This is a genomic window from Hominimerdicola alba 8, assembly GCF_000178155.2.
In the GTDB taxonomy this organism is placed as follows: Bacteria; Bacillota; Clostridia; order Oscillospirales; family Ruminococcaceae; genus Hominimerdicola; species Hominimerdicola alba_C.
Window position 1 is genome coordinate 1 of record NZ_ADKM02000091.1, and the last position, 15,051, is coordinate 15,051.

The following is a 15,051-nucleotide window of genomic DNA, read 5'->3' on the forward strand; positions in this document are numbered from 1 at the left end:
GGTTAGGTATGACAAAAGGCACCTCCGCAATAAAGCAGAGGTGCCCGAACTATTTTAGCGTCAGTGAGTGCTGACTGTATTTATTCCGCATTTTTCAGCGCTTCCGCAAGAGGTATCTTCTTTACGCCGCGATTGAGTACGAATGCCACCAGCGAATAGGATATAACGCCTGTGATAAAACATTTCACCATTACGGTCAGGTCTGTTTCATAGGCAAAATAGCCCGAATAACTCATAAACACCATCTTGAATATAGCGCCGATAAGGAAATCTACCAGCGGCAGTGTCACCAGCATCGAAAGCAGTGCAACTATGGTGGTGGTGTGTACGTAAAGCCCGTTTATCTCGCGGTTGGAGTAACCCAGTATCTTCGTCATGGAGATGGACTGCGCGTTCTTGTCGATTATCAGCTTTGCCAGCAGGTAAATGACCATTACGAACATGACAACGCCGAACCACTTGAATACTGTCATTATGCCGCTCATCGACCTGGTCATCTGTCTTGAAGTCTTTGTCAGGTCGTCTTCGGTTATTTTGCTCATTATCAGCTTTTCGTCGATGTCCTCTATCTTCTCGTCGGCAAAGTATATGTTGAAATATCCCTCGTCCATATCGAAAGTTTCGCAGAAGTCATCTATATCCATGAATACCGCGATGGTAGAAGGGTAGTCGTAGAAGCCCGTTATCTCGAACTCGTAATCCTTTTCGCCGTACTTCTCGGTCAGGGTGATGCTGTCGCCCTTTTTAAGACCGTACTTGTTCATGAATGCGGTGGAGATGGTCACGCCGCCATTGTGGTCTATCTTCACATATCTGCTGTTTTCGGATATTCCGTAGACCGAAACATCCTCAGCCTTATATTTCTCAAAAGTGGTCTCAAGCGATGTCATAGCCGCTTTTTCGGCAGATGCGGCATCTGTTTCGGCGGGCATTCGCAGTACATATATGCTGTCAGCTATCATGTTGTTTACAGTTTCTTCCTTGAAATTATCCAGCATCGGCTCAAACATAAGCCCGAAGAACAGTATCGAATAGCCAAGTATTATGCCGAAGATTATCACGATATAGCCCGAAATGTTCTGGAAGAATATCCTCAGCCTGAAACGTGTCATTATGCCTATTTTGGTATTCAGGCGGAAAGCCTTTTTCTTCTGACCGCGCGTAAGGTCGCGGCGCAGGAATTTCAGCGGTGAAAGCGTCAGCTTGCGTGTCAGCGCCGCAAGGTTTATCACGAACATTATCACAAAGGGTATCAGCGTTGTCAGCACAAAAGCGTCCGCACTAAAGCTGACCGAGTAGGTGGTCAGGCTGTAGCTTCCAAGATATGCCGCCGCCATGTACTTCTCCATAAGCGTGTAGCCCACGATATTGCCGACTATCGCGCCCGCCGTCAGCGTATACATGGGAAGCTTCATGTAGTGCCTTACTATCTCGCCGCGCGTGTAGCCCGAAGCCCTCAGCGTGCCGATGACTGCGGCTTCCTTAGCGATGGTGCTTTCTGTCGTCACCACAAAGATGAATGCCAGTATCACCATAGTGATGTACAGAAAGACCAGAATGCTTGTGCGGTCGTTGTGCAGGTCGTTGCCCGCGAAGTGTATCGCCTGATTTGAATAGGCGGGTATGAAGTTTTGCAGCATCGCTTTTTCGGCAACGGTCTTCATCAGTTCTTCCGACATCTCCTGCGCCTGCACATCGCCATCGGGCGACTTGTCGTACAGCCACGAATAATTGTAATGCAGGTGGTCATCATTGAAGGAATCAAATCCTGAATCTGTCACAGCGCCCACGCCGAACATGTCATTGTCGAACATCAGGTCTGATGGGCTTTCGTACAGCGCCGAATAGTCGGTGAATGCCACTATTCCGCAGACATTCAGAGTCCTGCCCGAAACTTCAAAGCTGCTGCCCACTTTCAGGTCGTGGTTCTGTGCGTACAGCCTGTCAAGTGCGATGTCGTCATCAGCTGACGGGAATTCGCCCTCCCACAGGCAAAGCCTGTCTATCTCATCACGCTCGCCGTAGATGCGCAGTGTGCTGTCAAAGCTGTCAGTTTCTTCGTCTTTATAGAAGTTTTCGTACAGCTTTATGCCGCCGTCCTTTTCTATATCTTCTATGGTATCCTTGTCGGGGTCGAGAGTGAATTCGAGGTTGCCGTCTTCGATGTTATACTTTTCAAAGCTCTCGTTGTAGGCGTTTATCATGCCCGTGTCAGATATTATGAAGCCCGATACCGCGCCTATCATCATTACAAAAAACAGGAAGATTATCACATACTTGCCAAGCTCTTCCCGAAGCTGTCTGCCAAGCCGTTTGTTAAGAGGGTCACGCATATTTATCCCCCTTACCATTCAAGCTCGTCAACAGTGAGCTTAGTTTCGTTGAGATAGTTCTTGCGTATCATGCCGTCGCGCAGGCTGACCACACGGTCTGCCATATTTTTGATGGCATCGTTGTGCGTTACCATGACCACAGTTGTGCCGTACTTGTTGTGAACATCATTGATAAGCGCCAGTATCTCCTTTGAGGTCTTGTAATCAAGCGCACCCGTAGGCTCGTCACAAAGAAGTATATCAGGGTTCTTGACCAGTGCCCTGCCGATGGCGGTGCGCTGCTGCTGACCGCCCGAAAGCTGATTGGGCAGTTTGTGGCGGTGCTCGTAAAGTCCCAGTGTTTTCAGCAGTTCATCTACCTCCAGCGGTGAATCGCTGAGATATGCGCCGACCTCAACATTCTCCTTGATGTTCAGGTTCGGTATCAGGTTGTACATCTGGAAAATGTACCCCAGATGCTTGCGCCTGTATTTTGTCAGCGCTTTTTCGTTCATGTCGGCGGTCTTTTCGCCGTTTATGGAGATGTACCCGCTGTCGGCAGTGTCGATGCCGCCGATGATGTTCAGCAGTGTTGACTTGCCCGAACCCGATGGTCCGAGCAGTACGCAGAATTCGCCCTTTTCAATTTGCAGGTCGATGCCTTTCAGCACCTCCACCCTGCTTTCGCCCTCACCGAAAGCGCGCTTTATCTGACTAAGTTCAAGAAACATTTTATTCTCCTCCCGCTATGTCGTTTTTCTTTCTTTTGTGATATGCTTTTTTACGCCGCGTGTTAGCTTATACTATAGCAATCCGCCTTAAAATTCAGACAAAATCCAGTCACAAAACCCATAAATCCCAGCTTTTGCGACTGGATTTTGTGAATTTAAAAAGTTGGATTGCTATAATTATATCGCATGGTCGTTCACAATTCAACCAACCATTGTTGGCAATTTCGCAACAAAAGCAGGCAATCACAAAAGATACATTTGAACCACTGTTCATATGTTCATTATATCACTGATGTTGAATTAAGTCAATAGCGGCGGCGCAAAAACATAAACGAAGTTAGTTCTTGCAAACCGAATTGATTTGTGTATTTCCGACTATTCAAAAAAATCATAGCCGAATGCCATGTTTTAGCCCGAATGTGAAATCGCAAAAATACCGCCTGCTGAATATGTGACCATGCCGACGGCGTTTTTTCCATAATGCACCGCCCATTTCAACAGCCGATATTTTGAGGTCTTTCAGCTATATGACTATCCCTTTAGCACACCAGCTGAAAATGCTGTAAACAAAAGGATAATTGAGCACCATACGCCAACCGCCTTATAGCAATCCGCCTTAAAATTCAGACAAAATCCAGTCACAAAACCCATAAATCCCAGCTTTTGCGACTGGATTTTGTGAATTTAAAAAGTTGGATTGCTATAAGTTCTGTAAAACCGCCGTTTTGGTGGTGTGTCAGCGGAATAACCACGTTCAGCTAAGCAGGCATTCTTTGCGTCGGCCGTACCTCAAATATCGTGAGCCGTGAAAACTGTAGTCATAAAATGTTCCCAAAACAGACTTACGCAGTCTTCGGCTTTTGCTTGACAAAACAGCATTTATACTGTATAATGTAAGATGTACAAAAATATTCAAATCAAAGAACCGATATTAACATTTACGCTGGCGGCACTGCCGCACACGGTAAGACCTCATAAAGGAGAGAGTGATAATGAAACACAATATGATAAAGCGCACCTTAGCGGGTGTAATGGCTGTACTGACGGTTGCGGGCACTGTTCCTGCAAACTTCGTATCTTTCCCGCTTTTCGGGCTGACTGCTTCGGCTGAGAGCACAGCTGATGCCGCAGTAAATGCCGAAAATGTCAAGGAAAAAGAAGCTGAAAGCAAGAAGACCGTAGTTGTCAGCAGTGAAGAAGAGTTCAAAGCGGCTGTCGAAAAGGGCGGCAAATTCGCGATAGGCAAGGATATCAAACTCACAGAAGAGTACATAATAAAGTCAGATGCAGAGATAGACCTCAAAGGCTGTAAGCTGACAACTGCAAGAGAGTTCATCGTTGAAGGCTCACTGACCATAAACGATACGGTCGGCGGCGGTAAGGTGACTTCTGAAAGCAAGTACGGCGCTGTTGTGATAAATGATGCAACAGATAAGAAAGCATCTTTCACTTTTGCAGGCGGCACTGTAGAAGCAACTAAGGCTATCGACAAGTTTGGTGCGGTAAGCGTTGCTGAGGGTGCAGTCTTCGAGATGACAGGCGGTACACTGAAAAGCAACGACATTGCAGTTTTCTGCGAAAGACCCGGCGGCAAGACCACTATTTCGGGCGGTGTTGTTATAGGCAAGTTCGGTTTCAGTGAGGAGAACAAGGTCGGCAGTGAAGCCCTTTCCATCAAGGGCGGCAGATTTACCGCAGACCCCGCAAAGTATCTTTCTAAGGAAAGCAAGGCTTCCAAAAAGACTCTCTACTGGTCGGTAAGACCTGCCGATGACACCATTGCGGTCGGCAAGGAGTTCAGCGTGGGCGACACTATCACCCTGAAAGACCAGTGGGTGTATCTTGAAGAAGATATAAAAGATGTCAAGCAGAGCGTTTCGGGCACTTTCACTCTGCCTGCTCCCGAATTTTACGACGGTGAGAACACAGAGAGAAAATATATAAAGCTGACGGACGCTTTCGGTGAGTCTTACAGCCTCTACCTCAAGCCCGACAGCAGGTTCGACAAAAAGAACTATGACGGCGTGAAGATAGTCAGCGGTGAGGGTACAGAGAAGTCGCCTTTCGTCATCGCTTCGCTCTATGATGAGAGTTATGTGAAGACCGCCGCAAAAGAACCCGATTGCGAGAACGACGGCAATATGGAGTACTACACCGCTATCGACGGCAAGTACTATCACGTTGAAGAGGATAAGTTCATCGAGGAAGAAAGGCAGGAGATCCCTGTTATACCCGCACTTGGTCACCGCTGGGGCACACCTGAGTGGACATGGACAGGCTCAGACTCAGCTAAGGCGGCTTTCACCTGCGAAAGAGATGAAGAGCATAAAAAGGAACTTGAAGCAAAGGTGAGCGTAAAGCTGACTGCAAGCGGCGAAATGGTATTCACTGCCACTGTTGAACTTGACGGCGTTGAGTATACCGATACCCGCACCGCTGATGCTCCTGCCATCACCTTTGAGAAAGTCGAAGCTGTTGAAGCCGCATGCGGCAAGGCAGGCAACATAGAGTATTACAAGGGTTCTGACGGCAAGAACTATGTATTCAAGGACGGCGGCTATGCGGAAGTTTCGGCAGATGATGTTGTGATACCTGCGGCTGAACATGTTTATGGTGAGCCGACATGGGAGTGGAACAATGCAAAGTCTGAAGCTGTGGCTGTTTTTGAGTGCAAAAACAAGGACGACAAGCAGACCGTCAATGCAAAGGTGACTTCTAAGCAGACTGTTTATGCTACCTATTTAAACGAGGGCAAGATAGTATATACTGCAACCGCGACCTTTGAGGGCAAGGAGTATACCGACACTGTTGAGGTCACTGTTCCCAAGAATACTCTGTCACATGTTGAAGCTGTAGAACCTACCTGCACTAAGGACGGCAACATGGAATACTGGTGGGATCTGATGACACTCAGATTCTATGAGGATCCTGAGTGCAAGACCGAAACTACTATCTTTAAGATGACACTGCCGAAGACAGGTCACAAGGGCAGCGATCCGGAGTTTATCTGGAACGAGGACAACACGGCAGATATCAAGTATACCTGTGAGGTATGCGGCGAGGTCATCACTGATGATGCTGAGGTAACTGCGAAAAAGACTGCGCCAAGCTATTCTGCTGACGGCAAGGTAGTTTACACTGCAACTGCAAAGCTGGACGGCAAGAACTACACCGACACTAAGGAAGTCACTGTAAGCAAGCCTGAACCTGTAGATGTTACCTACCACGCAGGCAGCAAGTGCGTACAGCTGAACTGGAATGCTGTCGAGGGCGCTGACAAGTACGCTGTATGCAGCATAGTAAAGGGCAAGTGGCAGATAATCACTGAGGGCTACGGCACTTCTTATCTGCTCAAGGGTCTTGAAGCAGGTCAGGAGTATCAGGTGGCTGTTATACCGAAGGTCGGCGGCATGTGGTGCAAAGACTTTACCCATGCGGCGACTGTTGCGGCTGCACCCGAAGTTCCCACAGTGAACGCACAGGTAAGAGATGGTCGTATACAGCTGGAGTGGAGTGCTGTAAAGGGCGCAGAGAAGTTCGGCGTGGCAGTTTACCGTTCGGGCAAGTGGGTGATAATGGGTTCTGTTGATGCAGAAGAAACTTCCTACATCTCACCCGAAATAAGAAACGGCAAGTACAAGATGGTCGTTTGCGCAAAGGTAAACGGCAAGTGGGACACCAGAAACCTCAATGACAGGGCTTTTGAGATAACTGTAAAATAAACTGATATAATGAAGACCGATGTACATGAGTGCATCGGTCTTTTTTTGCTGATACTGATAGAATAGGCAGGAGCCGCATGCAAAATATCCCCCGATGCACAACACATCGGGGGATATCGTATCATATTTCGCTCAGTCCCAGCCCAGCGCTTTGCGCTTTGCTTTCATGTCAGCAACTATCTTCTCGCCCAGCTTCACAGGGTCGGTGTCAACGTTCATAGACGAACCGAGTGTTTCCAGTGTGCCGTATTTCAGGAACTCTATGACGTTTTTCGAGCCGTATATCTGCGCTTCAACGCAGTGGTAGGAACTTATACCGTTCAGGCGGAAGCCCAGCGCGGCATCTATGCCCTTTTCGTTGCCCCATTCGGGGGAAGAGAACGCAAAAGGCATCTCATACAGCTTGTGACCCAGCGCATTTGCTATGCCTGCGAAAATACCTGTCGAGCGGGTGTTGTCTATGCACTCGCCCACATGCCATACAGGGGGCAGGTCGGGTTCAAGGAACTCGCGCAGAGTGTCACCCGCTTTTTCCTTGCCCGATATCGCGCAGTAGCCCAGCTTCATCAGCGGGAACGACGCACAGCCGTTGGAGATTATCAGCACGTTGTTTTTCAGCAGGACATCTGCCACATCTATTATGCACTTTTCGTAAAGGACTTTCGGGTTGTTGCACCCGACCATGTTGACAACGCCGAGAATGCGCCCGTCTTTGATGGCATCGGCAAGGGGCTGCATGCTGCCGAAACGCTTGTGTATGTACTCCACCGAGAAGCCCACCTCAGCTTCGACTTCATAGGGCGGTATGTAGACGGGTATGCCCTTTCTCGCCTCAAAACTCTCAATGGCGCGACAGACTATCTTCTCAGCCAGTGCCTTTGTTTCGGCAATGTTAGAATGGTGGTGGTCGTATTCGTATCTTTCAGCACCGGGCAGTCTTGCAGACTCGCTGGTGGTGACAACGGTGGTCTTGAAACAGTGTGCAACTTCCATGATGGAGGGGAAAACGTCCTGCACATCAGCCACCCACAGGTCAAGTGCGCCTGTACCCAGCACCAGTTCGGCAGATACCGCATTTGACAGCGGCACTACTCCCGCATATCTGTACATGGCAGACAGACCCGAACAGCATATACCATAGAAGCGTATTCCCTTAGCGCCTTTCGACTTTGCCAGTTCTATCAGGTCCTCGCGCTTGCCCGCCTCAACTATCTGACTGACCAGAAATGGCAGATGTCCGTGGACTGCTATGTTTACATAGCCCTTTTCCAGTGCGCCGATGTTGACTTTTGAAGTCACCCTGTCACCCACACCGAAAAGGCTGTCAGTTGCAATGGAAGCGCCCACAACGCCCGAAAAAGTGAAAGCCAGTCCGCAGCGCAAAAACTGCTGCATCACCGAGCGCCAGTCGCCGTCAGTGGCACAGCCCGACTTGTGGTATGCTTCAAATACTTCGTGATATGCGCTTATGGGCAATATGTCAAGGTCTTTCCACACCTGCTGTCTTTCGGGCAGTGCGCAGGCTGAAATGGTCTTGTACTCGTCGGGAACAGTGCGCGAAAGGTCATCAAGCAGTGCATCTGCAAGGTCTTTTGCCACATTTTTCAGCTGACGGTTCTTTTGCTTTATTCCGAATGCTTCTGCTGTTGCACGAATTTTCTGCTCGCCCAGTATAGGCACATCGAGTTTGCCCTCAGCCGCCCATTTCAGCGCCAGCATCACTTCGCGGGCGTGCATGCCGTGCTGTGCCGCACCTGCCGCCGCCGAGCGCAGAAGATTTCGCGCCACGATGAGGTCGGCATCAGCGCCGCAGACACCTTTCGGAGCTTTGGCGGTTATGCGGCAGGGACCCATGTTGCATATCTTACAGCAGATGCCCGCCAGACCGAAATTACACTGGGGCTTCTGCTTGTCAAAGCGGTCGAAAGCGGTGTCGATGCCCAGCTGTTCCATTCGCAGGAGCATCTCGCGCACAGCGGGGTCGGGGGTCTGTTCGATAACGTCCTGCTTTGTGGGGAAAGTCTTGCGGTACTCCGAAACTGCGTTCATGTAGTCCTTGATGAACGCCTGCGGGTCGCCCTCTTCGCCCTCGCCGTGACTTGCTTTGAGTATGACGGTGGGAATGCCGTGTTCGTCAAAGCCGATTATGTTTCTGTGTGAATGTATGTGCGCAGGTGAATGGTCGTGGTCATGCTCATGTTCGTGATGGTGGTGATGTTCATGTTCGTGATGGTGGTCATGCTCATGTTCGTGATGGTGATGATGTTCATGTTCGTGCTTGCTCATAATAACAACTCCCGATATAGATTTTTCTGCCGCCTGTCTGTGCGGACAGGCTTCAAGTTAACTATATTATACTACTGTGATATGATAATTTCAATAAGCTGTAACAAATCTTACTAGAATAGTAGGAGTTTGTTCATAAAATCAGACTCCCTATTTTGACGTGTATTGCTGATACACCGCACCAAACAGCCTTTCAGCAGGTATTAACGATAGTCGGCGGTCATCTTTTCCACGTCTGCGGCGGGGGAAAGCGATAAACGACCAAATCGGGACAGATCAGATATTGTATTCGATATAGTCATCGACCTTCATGTTGAACAGCTCGAAAATTTTGTCGCGCACATACAGGAAATCGTCGTTCGTCCTGTCGCGGTGTGTGCCTAGAGGTACTTTCACTATACTTTTGATGCGTCCGGGGTCTGCCATCATAACAACTATCCTGTCAGCGAGGAATACCGCTTCTTCGATGTCGTGGGTAACGAATATGATGGTCTTTTTCTCCTCGCGGGATATGCGCAGTATATCCTCCTGCAATTTCATACGGGTGATGGCATCAAGCGCACCGAAAGGTTCGTCCATGAAGATGATATCGGGGTCTACCGCCAGCCCCCTTGCTATGGCAACACGCTGCTGCTGACCGCCCGAAAGCTGTTTGGGGTGGCGTTCCTCATACCCCGAAAGTCCCACAAGGGCGAGGTATTTCTTAGCGGTCTTTTCGCGCTCTTCTTTGGGAATTTTTTTCGACTCCAGCCCCAGTTCGACATTTTTCAGCACATTTCGCCAGGGGAGCAGACCGTAATTCTGGAAAATGGTTATGTTGTTTATGGATGGCGCTGTGACTTCCTTGCCGTCTATCTTCACACTGCCGCTGTTGACTTTCTCAACCCCCGCAAGGGCATTGAGCAACGTGCTTTTGCCGCACCCCGACGGTCCCAGCAGGCAGATGAATTCGCCTTTTTCTATGTCCAGCGAAACGTGGTCAAGGGCGGTGAACTCTCTGCCGTCCTGCACGTAGTTCTTGCATGCGTCTTTTACTTCAATGTACATCAGTCAGCACCTCCCCACGATTTTAGTATCAGTTTTTCTATCAGTTTCAGCAGACCGTCAAGCAGTATGCCGATAATGCCTATCACAAGTATGGTGGCAAGCAGTATATCGGCGCGAATGTTGTTTCGTGCATCGATTATCTGGTAGCCCAGACCCGACTGTGCGCCCACCATCTCGCCTGCCACAAGGAATATCCATGCAGTGCCCAGCGCCAGATGTATGCCGTTCGCTATCTGGGGGAATGCCGCAGGGAAGATGACTTTCCATGTCAGCGCGGGCTGAGAGATGCCGAAATTCTTCGACACTTTCAGGTATATGGGGTCGATGTTTCCCACCGCCGCAACAGTCGAGAGCAGTACGGGGAAGAATGCCGCGATGAAGATTATCACCACCGCAGGCACATCACCGATGCCGAAAAGCAGTACTATAAAGGGCATCCAAGCGGTAGGGGAAATGGGTCTTAAAAGCTGGAGGGCGGGGTTGACATACTGAAAGACTTTCGGCAGTCTGCCGAGTATCAGTCCCAGAAGCACCGCGACTGTCACGGAAGTCAGGTAGCCCGCCGCAAAACGGTACATGCTGGTGCTTATGTTCTCAAAAAGTTTTCCGTTCTCTATCATCTCGACAAGCGCATCCAGCGCCATTTTCGGTGACGGGAACAGCGCCGCATCATAGTTGCTGACAGTAAACAATATCTGCCAGATGATAATAAGTATCGCTATGGATATCACTACATTTTTAAGTGCCAACAGTTTCTTCATCGGTATCACGCCTTATCAAAAATCATTCTTTACAAAGTCTTCGTATGCGGGTGGGTTATCTGAAAGCCCGTATTCTTTCACCTTTTCAGCGAGGGTGTTGTATATATCTTCGGTTATTTCGAGGTCGCTGTAGGATATCCACTGGAGCGATATATCCAGCACCTCATCAGACTGGCTGAGGTATTTTTTCGCCAATTCTTTCGCCTTTTCCTTGTCAAGGGCGTTGCCTGCCGCCTTGTAGCTGTCAACGAACTCCTTAGCATCATCGGGGCGTTCGTCTATAAACTTGTCAGTCAGCACCAGTCCGCAGCAGAGTGAGTTTTCCCACAGTTCTTCCGAACGGAACAGCACCTTGCCCGCCCCAAGCGAAACGCCCATAGCGCCGAAAGGTTCAGCCACGCAGTAGCCGTCTATCTGTTCGCTTGCCAGTGCTGACGGCATCTCGGTGGGGGCAAGTTCGGTTATATTCAGGTCATCAGTGGTAAGCCCCGCAGTGGCAAGTGCATCGTTCAGCAGTATGTTGTGCGAGGACTGCCTGTGAGGTATCGCAAAAGTCTTGCCCTTTAAGTCGGCGGCAGAACCGATGTCGTTTGAAACGACTATCACGTTGCCGTCCCTGTGACCCAGCGCAACAGCCTTAAGCCCGATGCCCTCCTGCTTTGATTTCATTGCCAGTTCTATCAGCACCGATGCGCCGTCAACGCGGTTGGAATTGAGTGCATCGAGCAGTTCAGCCCATGAACCGTACTTGACAAGTTCTACCTTTACGCCCGACTTTTCTTCCAGTTCTTCGGCTTCCTCCAGCACCGCCAGCGAGTGGGTGATGGGCAGGTAAGCTATCTTGACGGTGTTGCCGTCATCGCCGCCCTTGTCCGATTTCCCGCAGGAAACGGCGGAAAATGCCAGTGTCAGCGCAAGTATCGAGGATAAAAATTTTTTCTTCATATAAGATCTTCCTTTCGTTATCTGATAGGCTCTGAAATTAATAAGAAAACATATCGTCTTACTAGGATATGATTATACACTATAAACTCCTACTTGTCAAGTAGGTTTACCATGAAATTTTCCAAATCGGGAAATTTGACCATTTGTTTCCACAAATCGGACTGCGCTTTGTGCAAGATCATTGAAAGGGTGCTGAAAGTACACAGCGTTCGGTGGTGTGGCTGAAATATCCCGATAAATTTGCATTTTCAGGATTGAAAATTGATTTTGGATATGTTATAATATATAACAGCGTGTTTTTTTAGGGTAAAAAGCCTTGTTTATTATGAGGCAGTCTGTATACGGTTTTCGCTTTCACGGCTGAATGTTTTGGCGGGGAAGTGTGTGCTGTTTGATTTGAGTAAGGAGAGTAATATCATGTCAAAAGGAATATTAAAGCGCGTCCTTTCTGCGGCGGCAGCGGCGGTGCTGACTATGAACAGTACTGCGGCGCTGGGCGTTTTTGCGGGTCAGCAGTTGGGGCAGACGGATTTTGATGACGGCGTGGGTCTGCCCTGGCACATCTGCGAGTCTACCACAGGCGAGATGGATTTCGATATCGCTGACGGCAAGTACAAGATAACCATAGTCAATCCGGGCGGCGCTTCCAACGGCGGTGAGGACAGGTGGGACTGTCAGTTCCGCCACCGGGGACTCAAGATAGTTTCCGGTCACCAGTACAAGGTGTCATACGAGATAACACCGTCAAACAGCGGCAAATACTACACTAAAATAGGCAACCTTGACGGCGACGTTGAGGTGTGGCACAACATGTCCAACGGCTATGACCTTGACAGCACATGGGATCCGATACCCATCGGCGCAAATGAAACCAAGAAAGTCGAGGTGACTTTCACCGCTTCACAGAATATCGATGTGGCAGAGTGGGCTTTCCATCTGGGCGGTGATGGTCAGTATACTCCGGGCGGCTGTTTTCCTGCGGGTACTGTCATCACCTTTGACAACATGTCGCTTATCGACCTTACAAGTGATGAGAACGACTACGTTTTCCCCGAAGTGTGGCAGAGGGCGGATATCCTGACAAATCAGGTGGGCTATTTTGCTGAACGTGAGAAGAAAGCGACCCTGCTGTGTACCGACAAGGACGAGGTCGGCTTTGAACTTATAGACGAGTCGGGCGACAGTGTCTACGAGGGCAAGAGCGAGTATTTCGGCTATGACGAGGATTCGGAGGACACTGTGCATATCCTCGATTTTTCGGATTTTGACGGCAGCGGCACTTTTCATATCGAAGCCGACAACGGCGCTGTCAGCCGTGATTTCAAGGTGTTCGCAAAGGACGAAGTCAGCGACTATTCGGCTATGCTTTATGATTCGCTCAACTATTTTTACCAGAATCGAAGCGGCATCGAAATAAAGGAAGAGTATATCAGTTCGGGCGACAAGTCCTCATTGGCGCGTGCGGCGGGTCACACCACCGATAATGCCGAAATACAGCAGACATGGGGCTACAGCGGCACAAGCGGCACTGTAGATGTGACAGGCGGCTGGTACGATGCGGGCGATCACGGCAAGTACACAGTCAACGGCGGTCTTTCACTGTGGATGCTTCAGGATCTCTACGAATTTTTTGTGTACACAGGCAACGAAAAGATCTTCGCTGACGGCTCGATGATAATACCCGAAAGCGGCAACGGCTTCCCCGACCTGCTTGACGAAGCGAGGTGGGAGATGGAATGGATGCTGAAAATGCAGATAGACGGCGGCGACTATTCGGGCATGGCTTACCACAAAGCCCATGACGAAACATGGACAGGTCTGGGCGTAGCCCCCGCCGATGACGATAAAAAGCGTATAATCAAGCCCCAAACGACTGCCGCTACTCTGAACCTCGCGGCTTGTGCGGCGCAGTCGGCAAGGCTGTGGGAAGACCTTGACAAGGAGTTTTCCGACAAGTGCCTCGATGCCGCAGAAAAGGCATATGAAGCCGCCAAAAAGCACCCAGACATGTACGCACCCCTCGATGAGAGCGTAGGCGGCGGCGCTTACGGCGACAACGATGTTACAGATGAATTCTATTGGGCGGCTATGGAACTTTATGTGTCAACAGGCAAGGATAACTACCTCAAAGATGCTGAAAAGTCCGATTTTTACATGACAGTTCCCGTAACGCTGGGCGGCGGTGAGAGCGTTGACACGGTTGGTACTTTTGACTGGGGCAACACTGCGGCTCTGGGTACTTTCACCGCTCTGCTGAACTTTGAAAGTTTCGATGATGTCAAAAAGGCTGAAAAGTCACTGAAAGAAGCGGCTGACCACTACCTTGATACAGAGAACGCACAGGGCTTCGGTCTGCCGTATGGTCAGAGCACCCTCAGCTATAACGACAAGGACAAGGGCTACCTCTGGGGCTCAAATTCATTCGTGGCAGACAATGCCATCGTGCTGGCTTTTGCCGCTGTCATGAACGAAGATGACAGCTATACCGATGGTGCTTTGCAGGGTCTTGACTACCTGCTGGGCAGAAATGCTATGGACTATTCTTATGTTACAGGCTACGGCACGCACACCACTGAAAATCCCCACCACCGCTGGTGGTCGAACCAGATAGATGACGCATTCCCGAAAGCGCCCTGCGGCGTGCTTTCAGGCGGACCAAACTCAGGCATGCAGGACCCGTGGGTCAGGGGCATGGGCTGGAAAAAGGGCGAGATAGCTCCCCAGAAGTGCTATGTTGACCACGTTGAGGCTTGGTGCGTCAACGAGTGTACTATAAACTGGAATGCTTCTCTCGCATGGCTGACTGCTTTCTCGGCGCTGAATGCCGAAATTAAACCGGGTGAGGGCGGCAAGGATATAGGTGTCGAAAATGACGGCGGCGGTGCTTCAAGTACCGAAAAGACCACATATGACGAGGAAAAGGCAGAAGAGAACGCGGCTAAGTCGGGCAAGTCTGCCAAGTCAAGGTCTTCCGCAAAGGACGCTGATGATGAAAATGGCGAGGGCATCAGCAGTACAAAGCTGGTGGTCATAATCGTGGCGGCTGTGGCGGTCATCATACTTATCATCGCGACATATGTGTTCATTTTCGAGATGACAAAGCTGAACCGCCAGAGTCAGAACAACAATAACGGCAATAACGGCGACGATAAATAACGTGGTCATCACGCTGAAAAAACAGCGATAACAACGCAAAAGGCAGCACCCGCAGATATCGGGGTGCTGCCTTTCGGTTTTTGGAATGTAT

Annotated in this window: 8 protein-coding genes; 2 read left to right on the top strand and 6 right to left on the bottom strand. The window is 49.7% G+C overall.

What is annotated here, in order from left to right:
* Positions 1–80 precede the first annotated feature (80 nt).
* Together CUS_RS10325 and CUS_RS10330 are read right to left on the bottom strand one after the other, a co-directional pair.
* Positions 81–2,333 (bottom strand): ABC transporter permease, encoded by a 2,253-nt coding sequence (locus CUS_RS10325; RefSeq protein ID WP_002850686.1) that lies wholly within the window; start codon positions 2,331–2,333, stop codon positions 81–83.
* A gap of 11 nt (positions 2,334–2,344) precedes the next feature.
* Positions 2,345–3,043, bottom strand: coding sequence for an ABC transporter ATP-binding protein (locus CUS_RS10330; RefSeq protein WP_002850627.1), 699 nt, complete (start codon positions 3,041–3,043; stop codon positions 2,345–2,347).
* Positions 3,044–4,035: 992 nt separating this feature from the next.
* On the opposite strand from CUS_RS10330, the gene CUS_RS10335 reads away from it, so the two are divergent.
* The gene (locus CUS_RS10335) at positions 4,036–6,765 is read left to right on the top strand and encodes a fibronectin type III domain-containing protein (RefSeq protein ID WP_002850535.1); all 2,730 of its coding nucleotides are present in this window, start codon (positions 4,036–4,038) and stop codon (positions 6,763–6,765) included.
* A 132-nt stretch (positions 6,766–6,897) separates the two neighbouring features.
* On the opposite strand, the gene cooS is transcribed toward CUS_RS10335, so the two are convergent.
* The 4 genes from cooS to CUS_RS10355 form a co-directional block, all read right to left on the bottom strand.
* Positions 6,898–9,051 (bottom strand): anaerobic carbon-monoxide dehydrogenase catalytic subunit, encoded by a 2,154-nt coding sequence (gene cooS / locus CUS_RS10340; RefSeq protein WP_002850673.1) that lies wholly within the window; start codon positions 9,049–9,051, stop codon positions 6,898–6,900.
* 276 nt (positions 9,052–9,327) lie between these two features.
* Positions 9,328–10,098: an ABC transporter ATP-binding protein gene (locus CUS_RS10345; protein WP_002850532.1), complete on the bottom strand. Its 771-nt coding sequence runs from the start codon at positions 10,096–10,098 to the stop codon at positions 9,328–9,330.
* On the bottom strand, positions 10,098–10,859 hold the full coding sequence (locus CUS_RS10350) for an ABC transporter permease (RefSeq protein ID WP_002850520.1): 762 nt from the start codon (positions 10,857–10,859) through the stop codon (positions 10,098–10,100). Before CUS_RS10350 ends, CUS_RS10345 begins: the two co-directional genes overlap by 1 nt.
* Before the next feature lie 15 nt (positions 10,860–10,874).
* Positions 10,875–11,804, bottom strand: coding sequence for an ABC transporter substrate-binding protein (locus CUS_RS10355; protein WP_002850598.1), 930 nt, complete (start codon positions 11,802–11,804; stop codon positions 10,875–10,877).
* Positions 11,805–12,221: 417 nt separating this feature from the next.
* On the opposite strand from CUS_RS10355, the gene CUS_RS10360 reads away from it, so the two are divergent.
* Positions 12,222–14,960: a glycoside hydrolase family 9 protein gene (locus tag CUS_RS10360; RefSeq protein WP_002850623.1), complete on the top strand. Its 2,739-nt coding sequence runs from the start codon at positions 12,222–12,224 to the stop codon at positions 14,958–14,960.
* Positions 14,961–15,051 lie beyond the last annotated feature (91 nt).

Excerpts from the sequence above, each read along its gene's own strand:
- CUS_RS10325 (WP_002850686.1), bottom strand. The coding sequence starts at position 2,333 with ATGCGTGACCCTCTTAACAAACGGCTTGGCAGACAGCTTCGGGAAGAG.
- CUS_RS10330 (WP_002850627.1), bottom strand. The coding sequence starts at position 3,043 with ATGTTTCTTGAACTTAGTCAGATAAAGCGCGCTTTCGGTGAGGGCGAA.
- CUS_RS10335 (WP_002850535.1), top strand. The coding sequence starts at position 4,036 with ATGAAACACAATATGATAAAGCGCACCTTAGCGGGTGTAATGGCTGTA.
- cooS (WP_002850673.1), bottom strand. The coding sequence starts at position 9,051 with ATGAGCAAGCACGAACATGAACATCATCACCATCACGAACATGAGCAT.
- CUS_RS10345 (WP_002850532.1), bottom strand. The coding sequence starts at position 10,098 with ATGTACATTGAAGTAAAAGACGCATGCAAGAACTACGTGCAGGACGGC.
- CUS_RS10350 (WP_002850520.1), bottom strand. The coding sequence starts at position 10,859 with ATGAAGAAACTGTTGGCACTTAAAAATGTAGTGATATCCATAGCGATA.
- CUS_RS10355 (WP_002850598.1), bottom strand. The coding sequence starts at position 11,804 with ATGAAGAAAAAATTTTTATCCTCGATACTTGCGCTGACACTGGCATTT.
- CUS_RS10360 (WP_002850623.1), top strand. The coding sequence starts at position 12,222 with ATGTCAAAAGGAATATTAAAGCGCGTCCTTTCTGCGGCGGCAGCGGCG.